The following is a 14222-nucleotide window of genomic DNA, read 5'->3' as shown; positions in this document are numbered from 1 at the left end:
GACCGCCATGACTCACAGGCGAGTCTACCGGCGCGGGGCGGAGGAGAGCACCCGCCTGGTCCGGGGTTCCGTGGGGGGAAGGGTCCCAGCGGCCGTGCGCGCTCTCTGAGAGGATGGGAGGACTGCGCGCACTCCACTACGCTCGCTCCGGTTCGTTGTCAGTCGGCAGAGGGTCGCCGGGCGTCGCTCGCTTCGAGTCCGCTGGGACCCCTCCCCCCACGGAGCCCCGGACCGGCTGGACGGCGTCGGGCTGCCCGCTACTCGGCGGGTCCGAACCGGTTGCGAAAAGCGCGGCTCGGGAGTTCTTCGAGTGAGTCCTCGCGGTAGACAAGGAGCAGGGCGGCGATGTCGTTCTCGTCCGCCCACTCCAGGCCGTCCTCGGGGCCGAGGACCATCAGGGCGGTGGCGTAGGCGTCGGCCACGGCGCAGCTGGTGTGGAACACGCTGGTCGAGGCAAGGGCGTGTTCAACGGGCCGTCCCGTGCGGGGGTCGATCGTGTGGGAGTAGCGGACGCCATCACGCTCCCAGTAGTTTCGGTAGTCGCCCGAGGTCGCCAGGGATCCGTCGGTGAAGAGGAGAACCCTCTGGAGCCCGGCTTTTGGGGCCTCCGCCGTTGTGGTTGCCGGGGCGCTTGTTGGCGCGGGATCGGTCACTCGAACGGGTGGCCGTTCAATCGCGATGCGCCACGGGTCGCCCGCTGGGCTACTTCCGGTGGTGCGCACCTCGCCGCCGACCTCTACGAGGTGATTGGTGTAACCGGCTTTGAGCAGAGCCTCGGAAACGCTATCGACTGCCCAACCCTTGGCGATAGCGGATAAGTCGAGAGCTGCTCCGTCTTCGAGCTTGAGAACTCGGTGGCCCTCAGATGCCAGCTCGATCGAGCCCACCGCCCGACGTAGCTCCACTAGGCGATCATCGAGAGGAGGTGTCGGCTCCGCACCGCGTCCGGGCGCACCGAAGCCCCAGGCGTCGACGAGGGGCCCCACTGTTGGGTCGAACGCACCGTTGCTCTCCTCGCGCACCCGCCAGGCGAGTTCCAGGACTGCCCAGGTTTCCTCTGCGAACACGAAGGACTCGCCGGCCGCGAGCCGATTGAAGCGAGAGATCTCCGAGTCGTCCCGGTAGGTCGACATCCTGCGGTCAACCGCATCCAACCGTTGCTGGACCAGAGCCCGAATCGTCTCGCGATCACCCGAGTCCGCAATGGCGCGCACCCGATAGTAGGTGCCCATCGTCGGCCCCTGCAGCACGAGCTCCTCAGATGCCTGCCCACAGCCGATCGTGAGGCCAGCGAGGACTGCCAACACCGGCCAGCCTGGTCGCCATCCCCGCTTCGACCGAGACGACTTCGGTGCCGACGGTGCGATGCGACAGCTCGACGACGTCCAGCCAGGTGCGGGTCCGGGGGGAGGGGTCCCAGGTGGCTCGGAGCGAGCGACGGCCGGCGCCATCACGGCAACCGGTGCCTGACCGAAGCGAGCGGAGTGCAGTGAGCGCACCCCCTTACATCTTCCGACCAAGCGCGAACGGCACCTGGGACCCCTCCCCCCGGACCCGCGCCTGGCGGGTGCCACCAACGCCCCGCGCCCGCAGCGCATCGCCAGGCCTAGCCGAAGTCGTCGAAGGCGATGTTCTCGGGTTCGACGCCGAGGTCGTCGAGCATCTTCATGCAGGCCTGGAGCATCAGGGGGGGGCCGCAGAGGTAGTACTCGACGTCTTCCGGGGCGGGGTGGTCCTTCAGGTAGTTGTCGTATAGGACCTGGTGGATGAAGCCGGTGTAGCCGTCCCAGTTGTCTTCCTCGAGTGGGTCGGAGAGGGCGAGGTGCCAGGTGAAGTTCGGGTTCTCTTCGGCGATCCGGTCGAAGTGGTCGATGTAGAAGGCCTCTCGGTAGGAGCGGGCGCCGTACCAGAAGGACACCTTGCGGTTCGTGTGGATGCGTCGGAACTGGTCGAAGATGTGGGAGCGCATGGGCGCCATGCCGGCGCCTCCGCCGACGAAGACCATCTCGGCGTCCGTGTCCTTGGCGAAGAACTCGCCGAAGGGGCCGGCGATCGTCACCTCGTCGCCTGGCTTCAAGTCGAAGATGTAGGAGGACATCTGACCGGGCGGCAGGTCCATCTGGCGGGGAGGCGGCGTCGCCACGCGCACGTTCAGCATGATGACGCCCTTCTCGTCGGGGTAGTTCGCCATCGAGTAGGCCCGGATCACGGTCTCGTCGACTTTGGACACCAGGTCCCAGATCTTGAAGCGGTCCCAGTCGTCGTGGTACTCGTCCTCGATGGCGAAGTTGCTGTAGTTCACCACGTGCGGCGGGCACTCGATCTGGATGTAGCCGCCGGCGCGGAAGGGCACCTCCTCGCCTTCGGGCAGCTCCAGCACGAGTTCCTTGATGAAGGTGGCGACGTTCTCGTTCGAGCGCACCTTGCACTGCCACTTCTTGACCCCGAAGACCTCGGCGGGGATGCCGATCTTCATGTCCTCCTTGATCTTGACCTGGCAGCTCAGGCGGCAGCCCTCGCGCGCCTCGCGGCGGCTGATGTGCGTCTTCTCGGTCGGCAGCATGGCGCCACCGCCCTCGAACACGTCGACCGTGCAGACGCCGCACGTGCCCTGGCCTCCGCAGGCGGAAGGGATGAAGATCTGGTGCTCGGCCAGGGTGCCGAGCAGGGTGCCGCCGGTCGCGGCGGCCAGCGTCTTCTCCTCGTTGATCAGGATCGACACCTCGCCGCCGGCGACGAGCCGGGCCTTGGCCTGCATCAGGGCCGTGACCAGGGCGAGGATGACGACGGTGAACATCGTCACCCCGAGGACGACGGTGATCACAACTGGATGCCCCCGAAAGCCATGAAGCCGAACGCCATCAGTCCGGTGATGACGAAGGTCATGCCCAGGCCGCGCAGACCGTGGGGCACGTTGCTGTAGCGCAGGCGCTCACGGATGGACGCCAGGGCGACGACGGCCAGGAACCAGCCGATACCGTTGCCCAGGCCGAAGACGACGCTTTCCCCGAAGTCGTAGTCCCGTTCGACCATGAACAGGGAGCCCCCCAGGATGGCGCAGTTCACCGCGATCAGGGGCAGGAAGATGCCCAGTGTGGCGTGCAGCGCGGGGAAGAAGCGGTCGGTCGTCATTTCCACGAGCTGGACCATCGCCGCGATCGTGCCGATGAAGCAGAGCAGGTTCAGGAAGGTCAGGTCGACGCCGGCGAACTCGGGGCTGATCCAGGCGAGAGCGCCCTCGTTCAGGAGGTAAGTCTGGATCAGGTTGTTCGCGGGCACGGTCACGGTGAGCACGAAGATGACCGCCAGGCCGAGGCCGACCGCGGTCTCGACCTTCTTCGACACGGCCAGGAAGGAGCACATGCCCAGGAAGAAGGTCAGGGCCATGTTCTCGATGAAGATGGCCTTCACGGCCAGGTTCAGGTAGTCCTCGAACATCGTCCGGCGTCCTCCCTAGCCGTCCATCTCGACTTGAACAAGGAGCAGGGCTACACGCGCCGCGTGGGGAGTGCTTCGTCGCTTGTGCATGGCGTCCCTCCTTACCCGTCCATCTCGACTTGAGCGGGTTTGTACACGCGTAGCGCCCAGATCAATCCGCCGATGATGAAGAAGGCGGCGGGAGACAGCAGCATCAGGCCGTTCGGCAGGTACCAGCCTCCTTCCGAGACCGTGGGCAGAACGCTGTAGCCGTAGAGCTTCCCGGAACCGAACAGCTCGCGCAGGAACGCCGTGACCATCAGGATCGCGCTGTAGCCGATGCCGTTGCCGATGCCGTCGAGGATGGCCAGGGACGGCGGGTTCTGCATCGCGAAGGCTTCCGCCCGCCCCATGATGATGCAGTTCGTGATGATCAGCCCGACGAACACCGAGAGCTGCTTGCTGATCTCGAACACGTAGGCCTTGAGGATCTGGTCGGTGACGATGACCAGCGATGCGATGACGGTCAACTGGACGATGATCCGGATGCTGTTCGGGATCTGATGCCGGAGCAGGCTGATCGTCAGGTTCGACAGGGTGAGCACGGCGATGACGGCCGCGCACATGACGACCGAGGTCTCCATCTTCGTCGTCACCGCCAGCGCCGAGCAGATGCCTAGGACCTGGAGCGCGATCGGATTATTGTTGAAGAGGGGATCGAGCGCCGCTTCGCTCTTCTTGACAGCCATCAGTTGGCCTCCGCGCGGATCCGGTTGAGGTAGGGCTCGAAGCCGTTCTCCCCGAGCCAGAAATCGAGCATGTTCGTTACCCCGTTGCTGGTGATCGTCGCGCCGGCGAGACCGTCGACCTCGTAGGGGTCCTCCTCGGCGTTCCCGGCAAAGCCCTTGATCACGGCCAGGCGAACCTCGCCGTCGTCATCGAAGGCCTTGCGTCCGGGCCACTTGTCCTTCCAGCTCGGATTGTCCACCTCGCCGCCCAGGCCCGGCGTCTCCTTGTGCTGGTAGTAGGTGATGCCGCGCACGGTCGTCGTGTCCGCGTCGAGCGCCAGAAAGCCGTACAGGGTTCCCCAGAGTCCCAGACCCTCGATCGGCAGCACGACCATTTCGAGTTCGCCGCCGTCGCCGCGCACCTCGTACAGCAGGGACTGATCGGGAATGCGCTTGACCTTGGCCAGGTTGTCGGGGGCTTCGATGCTGGTGGCGGGATCCCGGGCGCGGCGCTGCTGGTCGAAGGTCGCCGTGTCGCCGTCCACCGCCTCGCCCGAGGTGAGCTCGATGAGCACCGGTTCGATCGGCGCGAAGCGCTCCGCGACCTCGGCCTCTTCGATCGGCTCACCGGGCTGGAGCAGGCCCACGGCCTCCAGCACCCGCTTCTGCTTGTCGAGGGCGATGTTCTCGTCCTGGAGCTCCTCCAGGCTGACCGCGAAGGAGGACACGAGGATCCCGCACACGATGCAGATCGCGGTCGCGAACAGGAGGGTGTAGCCGGTGGCCTGTCGGTTTGCCATGGTGAACTCCGCCGGTCGAGTGGAGCTTACTGCGCGTAGCGTGCCTGGCGGCGCTTGATGTTCGCCTTCAGCACGTAGTGGTCGATCAGGGGCGCGAACAGGTTCATGAACAGGATGCCGAGCATCACGCCTTCCGGGAAGGCGGGGTTGATCGTGCGGATCAGGACGGCCAGCACGCCGACCAGGAAGCCGTAGATGTAGCGTCCCCGGTTCGTCTGCGCGGCGCTCACCGGGTCCGTAGCCATGAAGACGATGCCGAAGGCCCAGCCGCCGAGCACGAGGTGCCAGTGGAAGGGGACAGAGAGCATCGCGTTGGTCGGCGATGCGATGAGGTTGAGCAGCAGGGAGATCGCCGCCGTGCCGGCCGTCGCCGCGACCATGATCCGCCAGGAACCGATGCCGGTCGCGATCAGAATCGCCGCGCCGATCAGGCAGGCCAGCGCGGAGGTCTCGCCCATCGATCCCGGAATGTCGCCGAGAAAGGCCTGCATCCAGGAGACCTTGCCCTCGATGGCGCTCAGTCCGTCCAGCGGCGCGTCGGAGCCCTCGACGGGCTCAAGCACCGCGATCTCGCCGAGCGCGGTGGCGCCGCTGTAGCCATCTGGTGCCGACGACGTGCCCGCAGCGATCCACACGGCGTCGCCCGAGATCTGGGCCGGATAGGCGAAGAACAGGAAGACCCGCGCCGTCAGAGCCGGGTTCAGGACGTTGTAGCCCGTTCCACCGAAGATCTCCTTGCCGACGACCACGCCGAAGCTGATGCCGACGGCGACCTGCCACAGCGGGATCGTCGGCGGCAGCACCAGGGGGAAGAGCATGCCGGTGACCAGGAAGCCCTCGTTCACGTCGTGCCGCCGGACAACGGCGAACAGTCCCTCCCAGGCGCCGCCGACGGCGAAGGTCACGACCAGGACCGGCACGTAGTACAGCGCGCCGTGGACCGTGTTGGCGAGCAGGCTGGAAGCGTCGAACGACAGCCCGAGCATCTCCATCGCGTCGGTCCGCCAGTTGGGCAGCGCGGTGGCACCGCCCGCGATCGCCAGGTGGGCCTGACGGCCCGTGTTCCACATCGCCATCAGCACGCAGGGCACCAGCGCCACGACGACGGTCATCATCAGGCGCTTCAGGTCGAGCGCATCGCGTACGTGGGCGGCGCCGGCCGTCGTCTTGCCCGGGGTGTACAGGAAGGTGTCCGGCGCCTCGTACAGCGGGTAGAAGCGCTCGAACCTTCCCCCCGGCTCGAAGTGGCGGGCCTGCTTGTCGAGAATCCGGCGCAGGAATCTCATTCGCCCCTAGCCTTCCTTCTCGATCAGTTCGAGCGCGTCGCGGAGGTACGGCCCATACTCCGTCTTGCCCGGGCAGACGAACGTGCAGAGCGCCAGGTCCTCCTCCAGCAGTTCCAGGCAGCCGAGTTCCTCGGCCCGCTCAATGTCCCCGGCGACCAGGGACTTGAGCAGGAAGGTCGGCTGCAGGTCCCAGGGAAAGACGCTCTCGTAGAGGCCGATGGGCACGATGGCGCGCGGCGAGCCGTGCGTGGTCGTGGTCATCGCGAACGACCGGCGCGGCAGCAGCGAGGAAGCGAAGGCGCGGGCGCGGGAGAAGGCGCCGAAACCGGGGTTGAGCCAGCCCAGGAAGTGGCGGCCGTGGTCGTCCTCGAGCACCGATACGGTGTCGTGAAAGCGGCCGAGGTAGCCGTGGAGATCGGCCGGCATCTCCTTGCCCATCGCCGTGCGACCGCTGAGCGGCGAGCCGGTGATCACCCGCACGGTACCGTCGGGGACGGCTTCCGCACCGGTACCGATCTCGCCCCTCGTCACGTCGGCGAGCGCGGCGCCGAGCCGGGTGCGCAGCAGCCTGGGCCTCTGCACCGGTGGACCGCCCAGAGCAATGATGCGCTGGACGTCGGGTTCACCCGTGGCGAACAGGCGGCCGATCGCCAGCGTGTCCTGCAGCCCGATCTGCCACACCAGCTTGTTGCGGTCCACCGGGTCCAGGGTGTGAATGTGCAGCCCCGCGGCGCCGGCCGGGTGGGGTCCCCTGAACTCCTCGACGCGTAACGAACCGCTGGTCTCGATGCCGGCGAGCGTGCCGGGTGCGCGGCAGAGGTACACCGGTCCGTCCGTCAGCCGCGCCAGCGCGGCGAGGCCCCGTTCCAGGTCGCCGGCCCGTCCGCCGGCGATCATGTCGGTGGCAGGAGCGAAGGGCTCGCTGCTCATCGCGGTCACGAAGATCGACTTCGGCGTCGATCCGGGAGCCGCGGTGCGTCCGAAGGGACGGGCCCGCAGGGCGGTCCAGTCGCCGGACTCGACCAGCAGTGCCACGACCTCCTCGCGGCTGAGCGCGCTGGGGTGGCGGCCCGTGTAGCCCGCGAAGTCGGCCTGGGCGCCGGCGCTGGCCCGGTCGGAGGCGTCCACCCGCACGACGACCGAGATCAGGGCCCGCTTCGCGCCCCGGTTCACGGCGGTCACCGTGCCCGCGGCGGGGGAGGTGAAGCGCACGCCGGGCTGCTTGCGATCCTCGAACAGGAGCTGCCCGCGCCTCACCGCATCGCCCGGTGCCACGTGCATCGCCGGCTTCATACCCGGGTAGTCGGCGGCGCTGATCGCCACGGTACCGGGAGCCGCGGCGTCCTCCACCGTCTGCTCCGGAGCGCCCGAGATGGGCAGGCTCAATCCCCGCCTGAAACGGTGCGTGCCCATCGATCGTGACGTGCTCTATTCCGGCGAGCGAAGGCGAATCGGAGCGCGTCGCTCGACCAGTGAGGGACTATTCCACAACGGTGGGGGTTGGGCAATACGGGAGGACCGCGCCGCCTCCTGGGCCCCCTGCTACGGCGCGTAGTAGGGGTTCGTGCCGGCGGCGTGATCCGTCGTGTCGAGGACGCGCTGCACGGCCGGCACCGCCTCCACGATGGCCTGCTCGACGCCCTGCTTGAGCGTGTAGTCGGCCATGCCGCAGCCCTGGCAACCGCCGCCCATCGTGATGTAGGCGGTTTCGTCCTTGACCTTGAGCAGGGTGACGAAGCCGCCGTGCGCGGCGATCTGCGGGTTGATCTGTTCATCGAGGACGCGCTGGACGTCGGCGGCCACTCCGTCGCCCCAGACCGAGTTCGGGTTGTCGAACTTGAAACCGCTCTCGGAGAGCCGGGTGACGAAGTCGATCGTGGCGCCATCGAGATCCGGGGCGCTCTCGGAGTCGACGTAGACCTTGAACGCCTCGGTGTCCAGGATCTCGTCGCCAGGGCGGGCCTCGTCGAGGCCGACCAGGTCCATCTGGTAGCGGAAGCCGCCGCCTGTCCGGCCGGCGATCGCGATGCGGAGAGCGAGGTCGTCGCGCTCCTCGTCCTTCATCGCTTCAGCCACCTTCTTCTGTGCCAGCTCGGTGATCGTTAGCATGCGCCGCATCTTACCGAAGGAGGTCCGGTGCCATGAGTTTCGAGCACATCCAGGTGTCACACCAGGGTCCGGTCACGCGGTTGACCCTGAACGTGCCGTCACAGTTGAACGCGATGACGCCGGCGATGGGCGGGGAGATCCGGGACGCCGTTCCCCTGATCAACGAGCGGGACGAGACCCGGGTGGTCATCGTGAGCGGGTCCGGACGCGCCTTCAGCGCCGGCGGCAGCCTGAAGAGCATCCAGGAGGAGGTCAGCGAGGATCCTGGCGCGGGCCCCGGCCTCGGCGGCGGCGCGAACTTCTACCGTCTGTACCTCTCCGTTCGTGACCTCGAGGCGCCGTCCATCGCCGCGATCAACGGCCACGCGATCGGTGCCGGGCTCTGCTTTGCCCTCGGCTGCGACATGCGGGTGATCAAGACCGGCGCGCGGGTCGGCATGACCTTCGTGAAGCTCGGGATTCACCCCGGGATGGCCGCCACCTGGACACTGCCCCGGCTGATCGGTCCTGCCCGGGCCGCCGAGCTCCTCTACAGTGGCCGCCTGATCGACGCGGCGACGGCGGTCGAGTGGGGGATCGCCAGCCGCGAAGCCGACGGGGACTTCGACCAGGTCGTCGAGGATCTGGCGCTCGAGATCGCCGCCGCCGGGCCGATCGCCGTCAAGGCAACCAAGCGCACGGTACGTGGGACCTTCGAACGCACCCTCGGCGAGGCCCTCGATCTGGAGAGCGCGGAGCAGGAGGTCACCTTCCGCACCGCCGACGCGCGCGAGGGGGTGCAGGCCTTGACGGAGCGCCGGCCGCCGCGATTCGAGGGCCGGTAATAAGCTACGCCGATGCCGACGGCAGCGGCCCTGATCATCGGGAACGAGATTCTCACCGGCAAGGTGGAGGAGGCGAATCTGACCCTGCTGGCGCGGGAGCTGTTCGGTCTCGGCATCGAACTCGAGCGGGTCGTCATCTGCCCGGACGACGCCGTCGGCATCGCGGCCGACATTCGTCGCCTGCGGCACCGCTTCGACTACGTGATCACGAGCGGCGGCGTGGGGCCGACCCATGACGACGTCACGCTCAAGGCGGTGGCTCACGCATTCGGGCGGCCTCTGGTGCGCTCTTCGGAGCTGGTGGCGAAGATCCGCGAGATGGTGGGGGAGCGCTGCACGGAGGGACACCTTCGGATGGCCGATGTACCGGAGGGTGCGGAACTGGTCAGCACGCCGGACGTGCCCTGGCCGTCCGTCGTGATGGAGAACGTCTACGTACTGCCGGGGGTACCGCGGATCTTCCGCATGAAGCTGCCCCTGCTGCGGGACCGGTTGGCTGCCGGTCGGCGGTTCTACAGCCGTGCCGTCTACACGATGTGCCGCGAGACCGACATCGCCGAGATGCTCGATCTGGTCGTCGCCGCTCATGCGGAGGTCGAGATCGGCAGTTATCCGGTGATGGACGGCGACTACCGGGTCAAGCTGACGGTGGACAGCCGCAGCCGTGGAGCCGCGGACCGCGCGCTCGAGGCACTGGTCCAGGCGCTGCCCGTCGGTGCGGTGGTGCGAGTGGAAGGCGGGGCGGCAACCGCCGGAAGCCGCTGATGAGAACTAGGGAGGAACCATGAACGAGTGGAATCGCCTTTGGGAGGCTGGCGCGAGTTACGGTGTCCGGGCGGGGATCGCTTCGCTTGCGGTGTTCCTCGGCGTGGTCGCTATGGCTGCCGCGCAGCAGGGAGCCGACGGCGAAGTGACGGAAGGCGATGCCGGCTGGACCTACGAGCTGGCAGAGGTTCTGCCGGAGGATCCGGCGGTGCTGACGGGGCGCCTCGACAACGGGCTCCGGTACTACGTGCGAGCCAACGGGCGGCCGGAGAACCGCGCCTTCCTGCGCCTCGTCGTGCGGGCCGGCTCGGTGCTCGAGGACGACGACCAGCTCGGCCTCGCCCACTTCGTGGAACACATGGCCTTCAACGGCACCCGGAACTTCGAGAAGACGGAGCTGCTCGACTACCTGCAGGGCATCGGCATGCGCTTCGGTCCCGACGTCAACGCGTACACGAGTTTCGACGAGACGGTCTACATGCTCGAGGTGCCGACCGACGACCCGGAGATTCTCGACACGGCGCTTCTCGTGCTCGAGGACTGGGCGTCCGGAGTCAGCTTCGAGGACGAAGAGATCGAGCGCGAGCGCGGAGTCGTGGTCGAGGAGTGGCGTGGCGACCGGGGCGCGGGCGCGCGGCTGCGCGACGCCGAGATCCCGTACCGGTTCCACGGCTCCCGGTATGCCGAAAGGCTGCCGATCGGCGACCCGGAGATCCTGCGCGAGGCGCCGCCGGAGCGGCTGCGGGACTTCTACCGCGACTGGTACCGGCCGGACCTGATGGCGGTGATCGCGGTCGGCGACTTCGACGCTGCCGCGATCGAGGGGGAGATCAGCCGCCGATTCGGCGATCTCGTGGGGCCGGCCCAGCCGCGCGAGCGGTTCGAGGCAGAGATTCCCCCGCACGAGGAGACGCTGGTTTCCGTGTTCACCGATCCGGAGCTGCCGCGCTCTTCGATCTCGGTCGCCTACAAGGGCGAGGTGGATCCGTACACGACCGTTGCCGACTACCGCGCGCGCCTGGTCCGCGGCCTCTACAACGGGATGTTGAACAACCGACTGGCCGAGCGGGCCGAGGAGGCCGATCCGCCGTTCATCGGCGCGACGAGCACCAGGGGGACTCTGGCCCGTACGCGCAGCCTCTACCTGCTTGCGGCGGGGGCACGCGAGGGCGCCGCGGTCGAGGCGCTGGAAGCGCTGCTTACCGAGTCCGAGCGCGCCCGTCGCCATGGCTTCGAAGAGAGCGAACTGGAACGGGCCAAGGTGAACACCCTGCGGGCGATGGACCGCGCCTACGACGAGCGGGACAAGACGCACTCCGCCGCCTTCACGAGCGAGTACCAGCGCAACTTCCTGACCGGCGAAGCCTTCCCTGGCATCGCCTACGAGCGCGAGATCGCGCGGCGGTACGTGCCGGAGATCGCCCTGGCGGAAGTCAACGCGGCCGCCAGCGGCTGGATTCACGACGAGGATCGCGTCATCCTCACCAGCGGACCCGAGAAGGACGGCCTCGAACCGCCCACCGAGGAGGAACTGCTGGCCGTCTTCGGCCGGGTCGGCGAGGTCGAGATCGCGGCCTACGAGGATGATGTCGGCGAAGGCGCCCTCGTGCCGAGCCGGCCCTCGCCGAGCCAGATCGTCGAGCGCAAGGCGATCGAGGAACTCGGTGTGACCGAGTGGCGCCTGTCGAACGGCGTCCGCGTCGTGCTGCGCCCCAGCGACTTCAAGAACGACGAGGTTCTGTTCGCCTCCTTCAGCCCCGGCGGCACCTCCCTGGTCTCGGATGAGGACTGGCTGGAGGCGAACCTGGCGACCTCGGTGGCCCAACTGTCCGGATTCGGCAACTTCAGTCTGACCCAGTTGAACAAGGCGCTGGCCGGCAAGGTGGCGCGGGTCGGCCCGGTCATCGGCCCGCTGTTCGAGGGCATCAACGGCCGGGGCTCGCCCAAGGACCTGGAAACGCTGTTCGAGTTGATCTACCTCGGCGCGACCGCTCCGCGGCGAGATCAGGAGGCGTTCGAGTCCTTCCTGACCCGCCAGGGCGCTCTGCTGCGCAACCAGAGCGCGATGCCGATGTACGCCTGGGTCAAGACGCTTCGGGAGATCCTGACCCAGGAGCATCCGCGGCGGCGCATCCTGACCGAGGAGATGCTGGAGGATCTCGATCTTGACCGCATCTTCGCCGTCTACGAGGACCGTTTTGCGGACTTCTCGGACTTCATCTTCTTCTTTGCCGGCAACTTCGAACTGGACTCGATCGAACCGCTGGTTACGACCTGGCTTGGCGGCCTGCCGACAGCTACCCGCCAGGAGAGCTGGCGGGACGTCGGTGTGCGCACGCCGGAGGGGAGGATCGAGCGGACCGTCTACAAGGGTCTGGAGGACCAGAGCCAGGTCGCTGTGGTCTACAGCGGTCCCTTCGAGCAGAGCCAGTTGAACCGCTACCGGCTGAACTCGATGGTCTCGCTGCTCCGGGACCGCCTCCGGGAACGCCTGCGGGAGGATCTCGGCGGCACCTATAGCGCCAACGTCGCCGGGGGTTCGGATCGGATTCCGCTATCCACCTTCGCCATCCAGGTTTCGTTCAGTTGCGCTCCGGACCGCGTCGAGGAGATGCTCGAAGCGGTCGAGGAGGAGATTGCCCTTCTCCGCAATGACCTGGCCGCGGACGATGAGATCGCCCAGATCAGTGAGCAGCAGCGTCGCGGCCGGGAGACGGCGAAGGAGACGAACGGCTTCTGGCTCGGCGTCCTGCAGAGCGTGTACCAGTACGGCGACGATCCGCTCAGCATCCTGGCCTACGAGGATCTGTTCGATGGACTCGACGCCGAGATGATCCGCGGCGCGGCCGTGGACTACCTGGGAGGCGAGAATCGGGTCCAGGTGCTGCTGATGCCGGAAGCGGCGGAAGAGACCGACGAAACCGGCGGCGCCGGTGAGCCGGCCGCGGCAAGGGAGGCAGCATGAACCGAACGAAAGTGGAATCGCGACGTCGAGGCCGAGGCCGCCTCGCCGTCTGCTGCATCCTGCCGGCGCTGTTCGCGGCAGAGGCGGCGAGCGGGGCGGACTGGCCGAACTGGCGCGGGCCAGAGCGAAACGGCTACAGCGCACACACTGGCCTGCCGCTCGAATGGTCGCACGACGGCAACGTCGAGCGGAACATCCTCTGGAAGCTGGAGCTACCGGATCGTTCCGGATCGACCCCGATCGTGGTCGGCGACATCGTGTTCCTGAACGTCGCCGAGGGCGACGACCTGTCGCTGTGGCGCGTCGACGCCGGTTCGGGGGAGGTCACATGGCAGCGGACGATCGGAGGCGGCAACCGATTCCAGCGCAAGCACAATATGTCGTCGCCGTCCCCGATCACCGACGGTGAGCGGGTCTGGGTGCTGACGGGAACGGGCGCCCTGCAGGCCTACGACTTCGACGGCAACCAGCTCTGGGCGCGGGAACTCGAACAGGACTACGGCGCCTTCGGTCTGAACCACGGCTACGGCTCATCCGCGCTGCTCTGGCGGGAGGTGCTCTACGTGCCGGTCCTTCACGGCATGAAGACGGACGATCCGTCCTACCTGCTGGCAATCGAGTCTTCTTCCGGGGAGACGATCTGGAGGCAGGAACGGCCGACGGAGGCCCGCATGGAGTCGCCCGACGCTTACATCACGCCGGCTCTAGTGGAGGTTGGCGACGGGCATGTCCTGGTGTTGAACGGCGGCGACGTCGCGACCGGGCACGACCCGGAGAGCGGCCGCGAGCTATGGCGCGTGGAAGGTTTCAACCCCAGGGACAGCCCGATGTACCGGGTCGTCGCGTCGCCGGTTTCGTCGGGGGATCTGGTCTTCGTCCCCACCCGCGTCAATCCGATGAAGGCGTTGCGGCTCCGGGCCGGCGGCGAGCCGGAACTCCTGTGGCAGACCGATCGAGGTCCCGACGTGCCGACCCCCGCGACGGACGGAGAGACGCTCTACCTGCTTCGCGACAACGGTCTCCTGTCACGGCTCGACGCCAGAACCGGCGAGCCGGAGTGGGAGAACCAGCGGCTCGAGCCGGGCACCTACAGCGCCTCGCTGCTGGTCGCCGACGGCAAGGTCTACGCGACCAGCGAGGACGGCGTGACCACGGTGGTCCGGGACGGCCCCGAGTTCGAGATCCTGGCGAAGAACCAGGTCCAGGGCTTTACGCTCTCGTCGCTAGGCGTGGCCGAGGGTCGGCTCTATCTGCGCACCGCCAGCTTCCTGTACTGCATCGCCGAACCGGCCCGCTGAGAGCGGACCAGCGGCAGAGTATGATCACGG

Annotated in this window: 12 protein-coding genes; 4 read left to right on the top strand and 8 right to left on the bottom strand. The window is 67.6% G+C overall.

Features of this window, described 5'->3' with window-relative positions; all coding sequences use genetic code 11:
* Window positions 1-257: 257 nt before the first annotated feature.
* The 8 genes from OXG83_05465 to OXG83_05430 form a co-directional block, all read right to left on the bottom strand.
* Window positions 258-1304, bottom strand: a complete 1047-nt coding sequence (locus OXG83_05465) for an FAD:protein FMN transferase (GenBank protein ID MCY3964461.1) — start codon at window positions 1302-1304, stop codon at window positions 258-260.
* Window positions 1305-1606: 302 nt separating this feature from the next.
* Window positions 1607-2821: an NADH:ubiquinone reductase (Na(+)-transporting) subunit F gene (nqrF, locus tag OXG83_05460; protein MCY3964460.1), complete on the bottom strand. Its 1215-nt coding sequence runs from the start codon at window positions 2819-2821 to the stop codon at window positions 1607-1609.
* Complete coding sequence (gene nqrE, locus OXG83_05455) at window positions 2821-3438, bottom strand: NADH:ubiquinone reductase (Na(+)-transporting) subunit E (GenBank protein MCY3964459.1); 618 nt, start codon at window positions 3436-3438, stop codon at window positions 2821-2823. The genes nqrF and nqrE overlap by 1 nt, the downstream gene beginning before the upstream one ends.
* Before the next feature lie 101 nt (window positions 3439-3539).
* Window positions 3540-4166 (bottom strand): NADH:ubiquinone reductase (Na(+)-transporting) subunit D, encoded by a 627-nt coding sequence (locus OXG83_05450; protein MCY3964458.1) that lies wholly within the window; start codon window positions 4164-4166, stop codon window positions 3540-3542.
* Window positions 4166-4945 carry a Na(+)-translocating NADH-quinone reductase subunit C gene (locus tag OXG83_05445; protein MCY3964457.1) on the bottom strand — a complete coding sequence of 260 codons (780 nt, stop codon included), beginning with the start codon at window positions 4943-4945 and terminating at the stop codon, window positions 4166-4168. The genes OXG83_05450 and OXG83_05445 overlap by 1 nt, the downstream gene beginning before the upstream one ends.
* Before the next feature lie 26 nt (window positions 4946-4971).
* The gene (locus tag OXG83_05440) at window positions 4972-6231 is read right to left on the bottom strand and encodes an NADH:ubiquinone reductase (Na(+)-transporting) subunit B (protein ID MCY3964456.1); all 1260 of its coding nucleotides are present in this window, start codon (window positions 6229-6231) and stop codon (window positions 4972-4974) included.
* A 6-nt stretch (window positions 6232-6237) separates the two neighbouring features.
* The gene (locus OXG83_05435; protein ID MCY3964455.1) at window positions 6238-7644 is read right to left on the bottom strand and encodes a Na(+)-translocating NADH-quinone reductase subunit A; all 1407 of its coding nucleotides are present in this window, start codon (window positions 7642-7644) and stop codon (window positions 6238-6240) included.
* A gap of 129 nt (window positions 7645-7773) precedes the next feature.
* Entirely contained in the window at window positions 7774-8340 is a 567-nt protein-coding gene (locus tag OXG83_05430; protein MCY3964454.1) for an iron-sulfur cluster assembly accessory protein, read from the bottom strand.
* Between the two features lie 32 nt (window positions 8341-8372).
* On the opposite strand from OXG83_05430, the gene OXG83_05425 reads away from it, so the two are divergent.
* Genes OXG83_05425 through OXG83_05410 form a run of 4 tightly spaced genes read left to right on the top strand, consistent with a single transcriptional unit; the run spans window position 8373 to window position 14192 of the window.
* On the top strand, window positions 8373-9164 hold the full coding sequence (locus OXG83_05425; GenBank protein ID MCY3964453.1) for an enoyl-CoA hydratase/isomerase family protein: 792 nt from the start codon (window positions 8373-8375) through the stop codon (window positions 9162-9164).
* 12 nt (window positions 9165-9176) lie between these two features.
* Complete coding sequence (locus OXG83_05420; protein MCY3964452.1) at window positions 9177-9929, top strand: molybdopterin-binding protein; 753 nt, start codon at window positions 9177-9179, stop codon at window positions 9927-9929.
* 19 nt (window positions 9930-9948) lie between these two features.
* Window positions 9949-12894: an insulinase family protein gene (locus OXG83_05415; protein ID MCY3964451.1), complete on the top strand. Its 2946-nt coding sequence runs from the start codon at window positions 9949-9951 to the stop codon at window positions 12892-12894.
* Window positions 12891-14192: a PQQ-binding-like beta-propeller repeat protein gene (locus OXG83_05410; protein ID MCY3964450.1), complete on the top strand. Its 1302-nt coding sequence runs from the start codon at window positions 12891-12893 to the stop codon at window positions 14190-14192. Before OXG83_05415 ends, OXG83_05410 begins: the two co-directional genes overlap by 4 nt.
* Window positions 14193-14222 lie beyond the last annotated feature (30 nt).

It is taken from the genome of Acidobacteriota bacterium (assembly GCA_026707545.1).
In the GTDB taxonomy this organism is placed as follows: Bacteria; Acidobacteriota; Thermoanaerobaculia; order Multivoradales; family Multivoraceae; genus Multivorans.
The sequence above is the reverse complement of the archived record's forward strand: the minus strand, read 5'-3'. Positions and strand labels throughout refer to the sequence as shown.

What these genes read in the sequence shown, in the direction of transcription:
- nqrE (MCY3964459.1), bottom strand. Translation starts at nt 3,438, where the DNA reads ATGTTCGAGGACTACCTGAACCTGGCCGTGAAGGCCATCTTCATCGAG.
- OXG83_05450 (MCY3964458.1), bottom strand. Translation starts at nt 4,166, where the DNA reads ATGGCTGTCAAGAAGAGCGAAGCGGCGCTCGATCCCCTCTTCAACAAT.
- OXG83_05445 (MCY3964457.1), bottom strand. Translation starts at nt 4,945, where the DNA reads ATGGCAAACCGACAGGCCACCGGCTACACCCTCCTGTTCGCGACCGCG.
- OXG83_05440 (MCY3964456.1), bottom strand. Translation starts at nt 6,231, where the DNA reads ATGAGATTCCTGCGCCGGATTCTCGACAAGCAGGCCCGCCACTTCGAG.
- OXG83_05435 (MCY3964455.1), bottom strand. Translation starts at nt 7,644, where the DNA reads ATGGGCACGCACCGTTTCAGGCGGGGATTGAGCCTGCCCATCTCGGGC.
- OXG83_05430 (MCY3964454.1), bottom strand. Translation starts at nt 8,340, where the DNA reads ATGCTAACGATCACCGAGCTGGCACAGAAGAAGGTGGCTGAAGCGATG.
- OXG83_05425 (MCY3964453.1), top strand. Translation starts at nt 8,373, where the DNA reads ATGAGTTTCGAGCACATCCAGGTGTCACACCAGGGTCCGGTCACGCGG.
- OXG83_05420 (MCY3964452.1), top strand. Translation starts at nt 9,177, where the DNA reads ATGCCGACGGCAGCGGCCCTGATCATCGGGAACGAGATTCTCACCGGC.
- OXG83_05415 (MCY3964451.1), top strand. Translation starts at nt 9,949, where the DNA reads ATGAACGAGTGGAATCGCCTTTGGGAGGCTGGCGCGAGTTACGGTGTC.
- OXG83_05410 (MCY3964450.1), top strand. Translation starts at nt 12,891, where the DNA reads ATGAACCGAACGAAAGTGGAATCGCGACGTCGAGGCCGAGGCCGCCTC.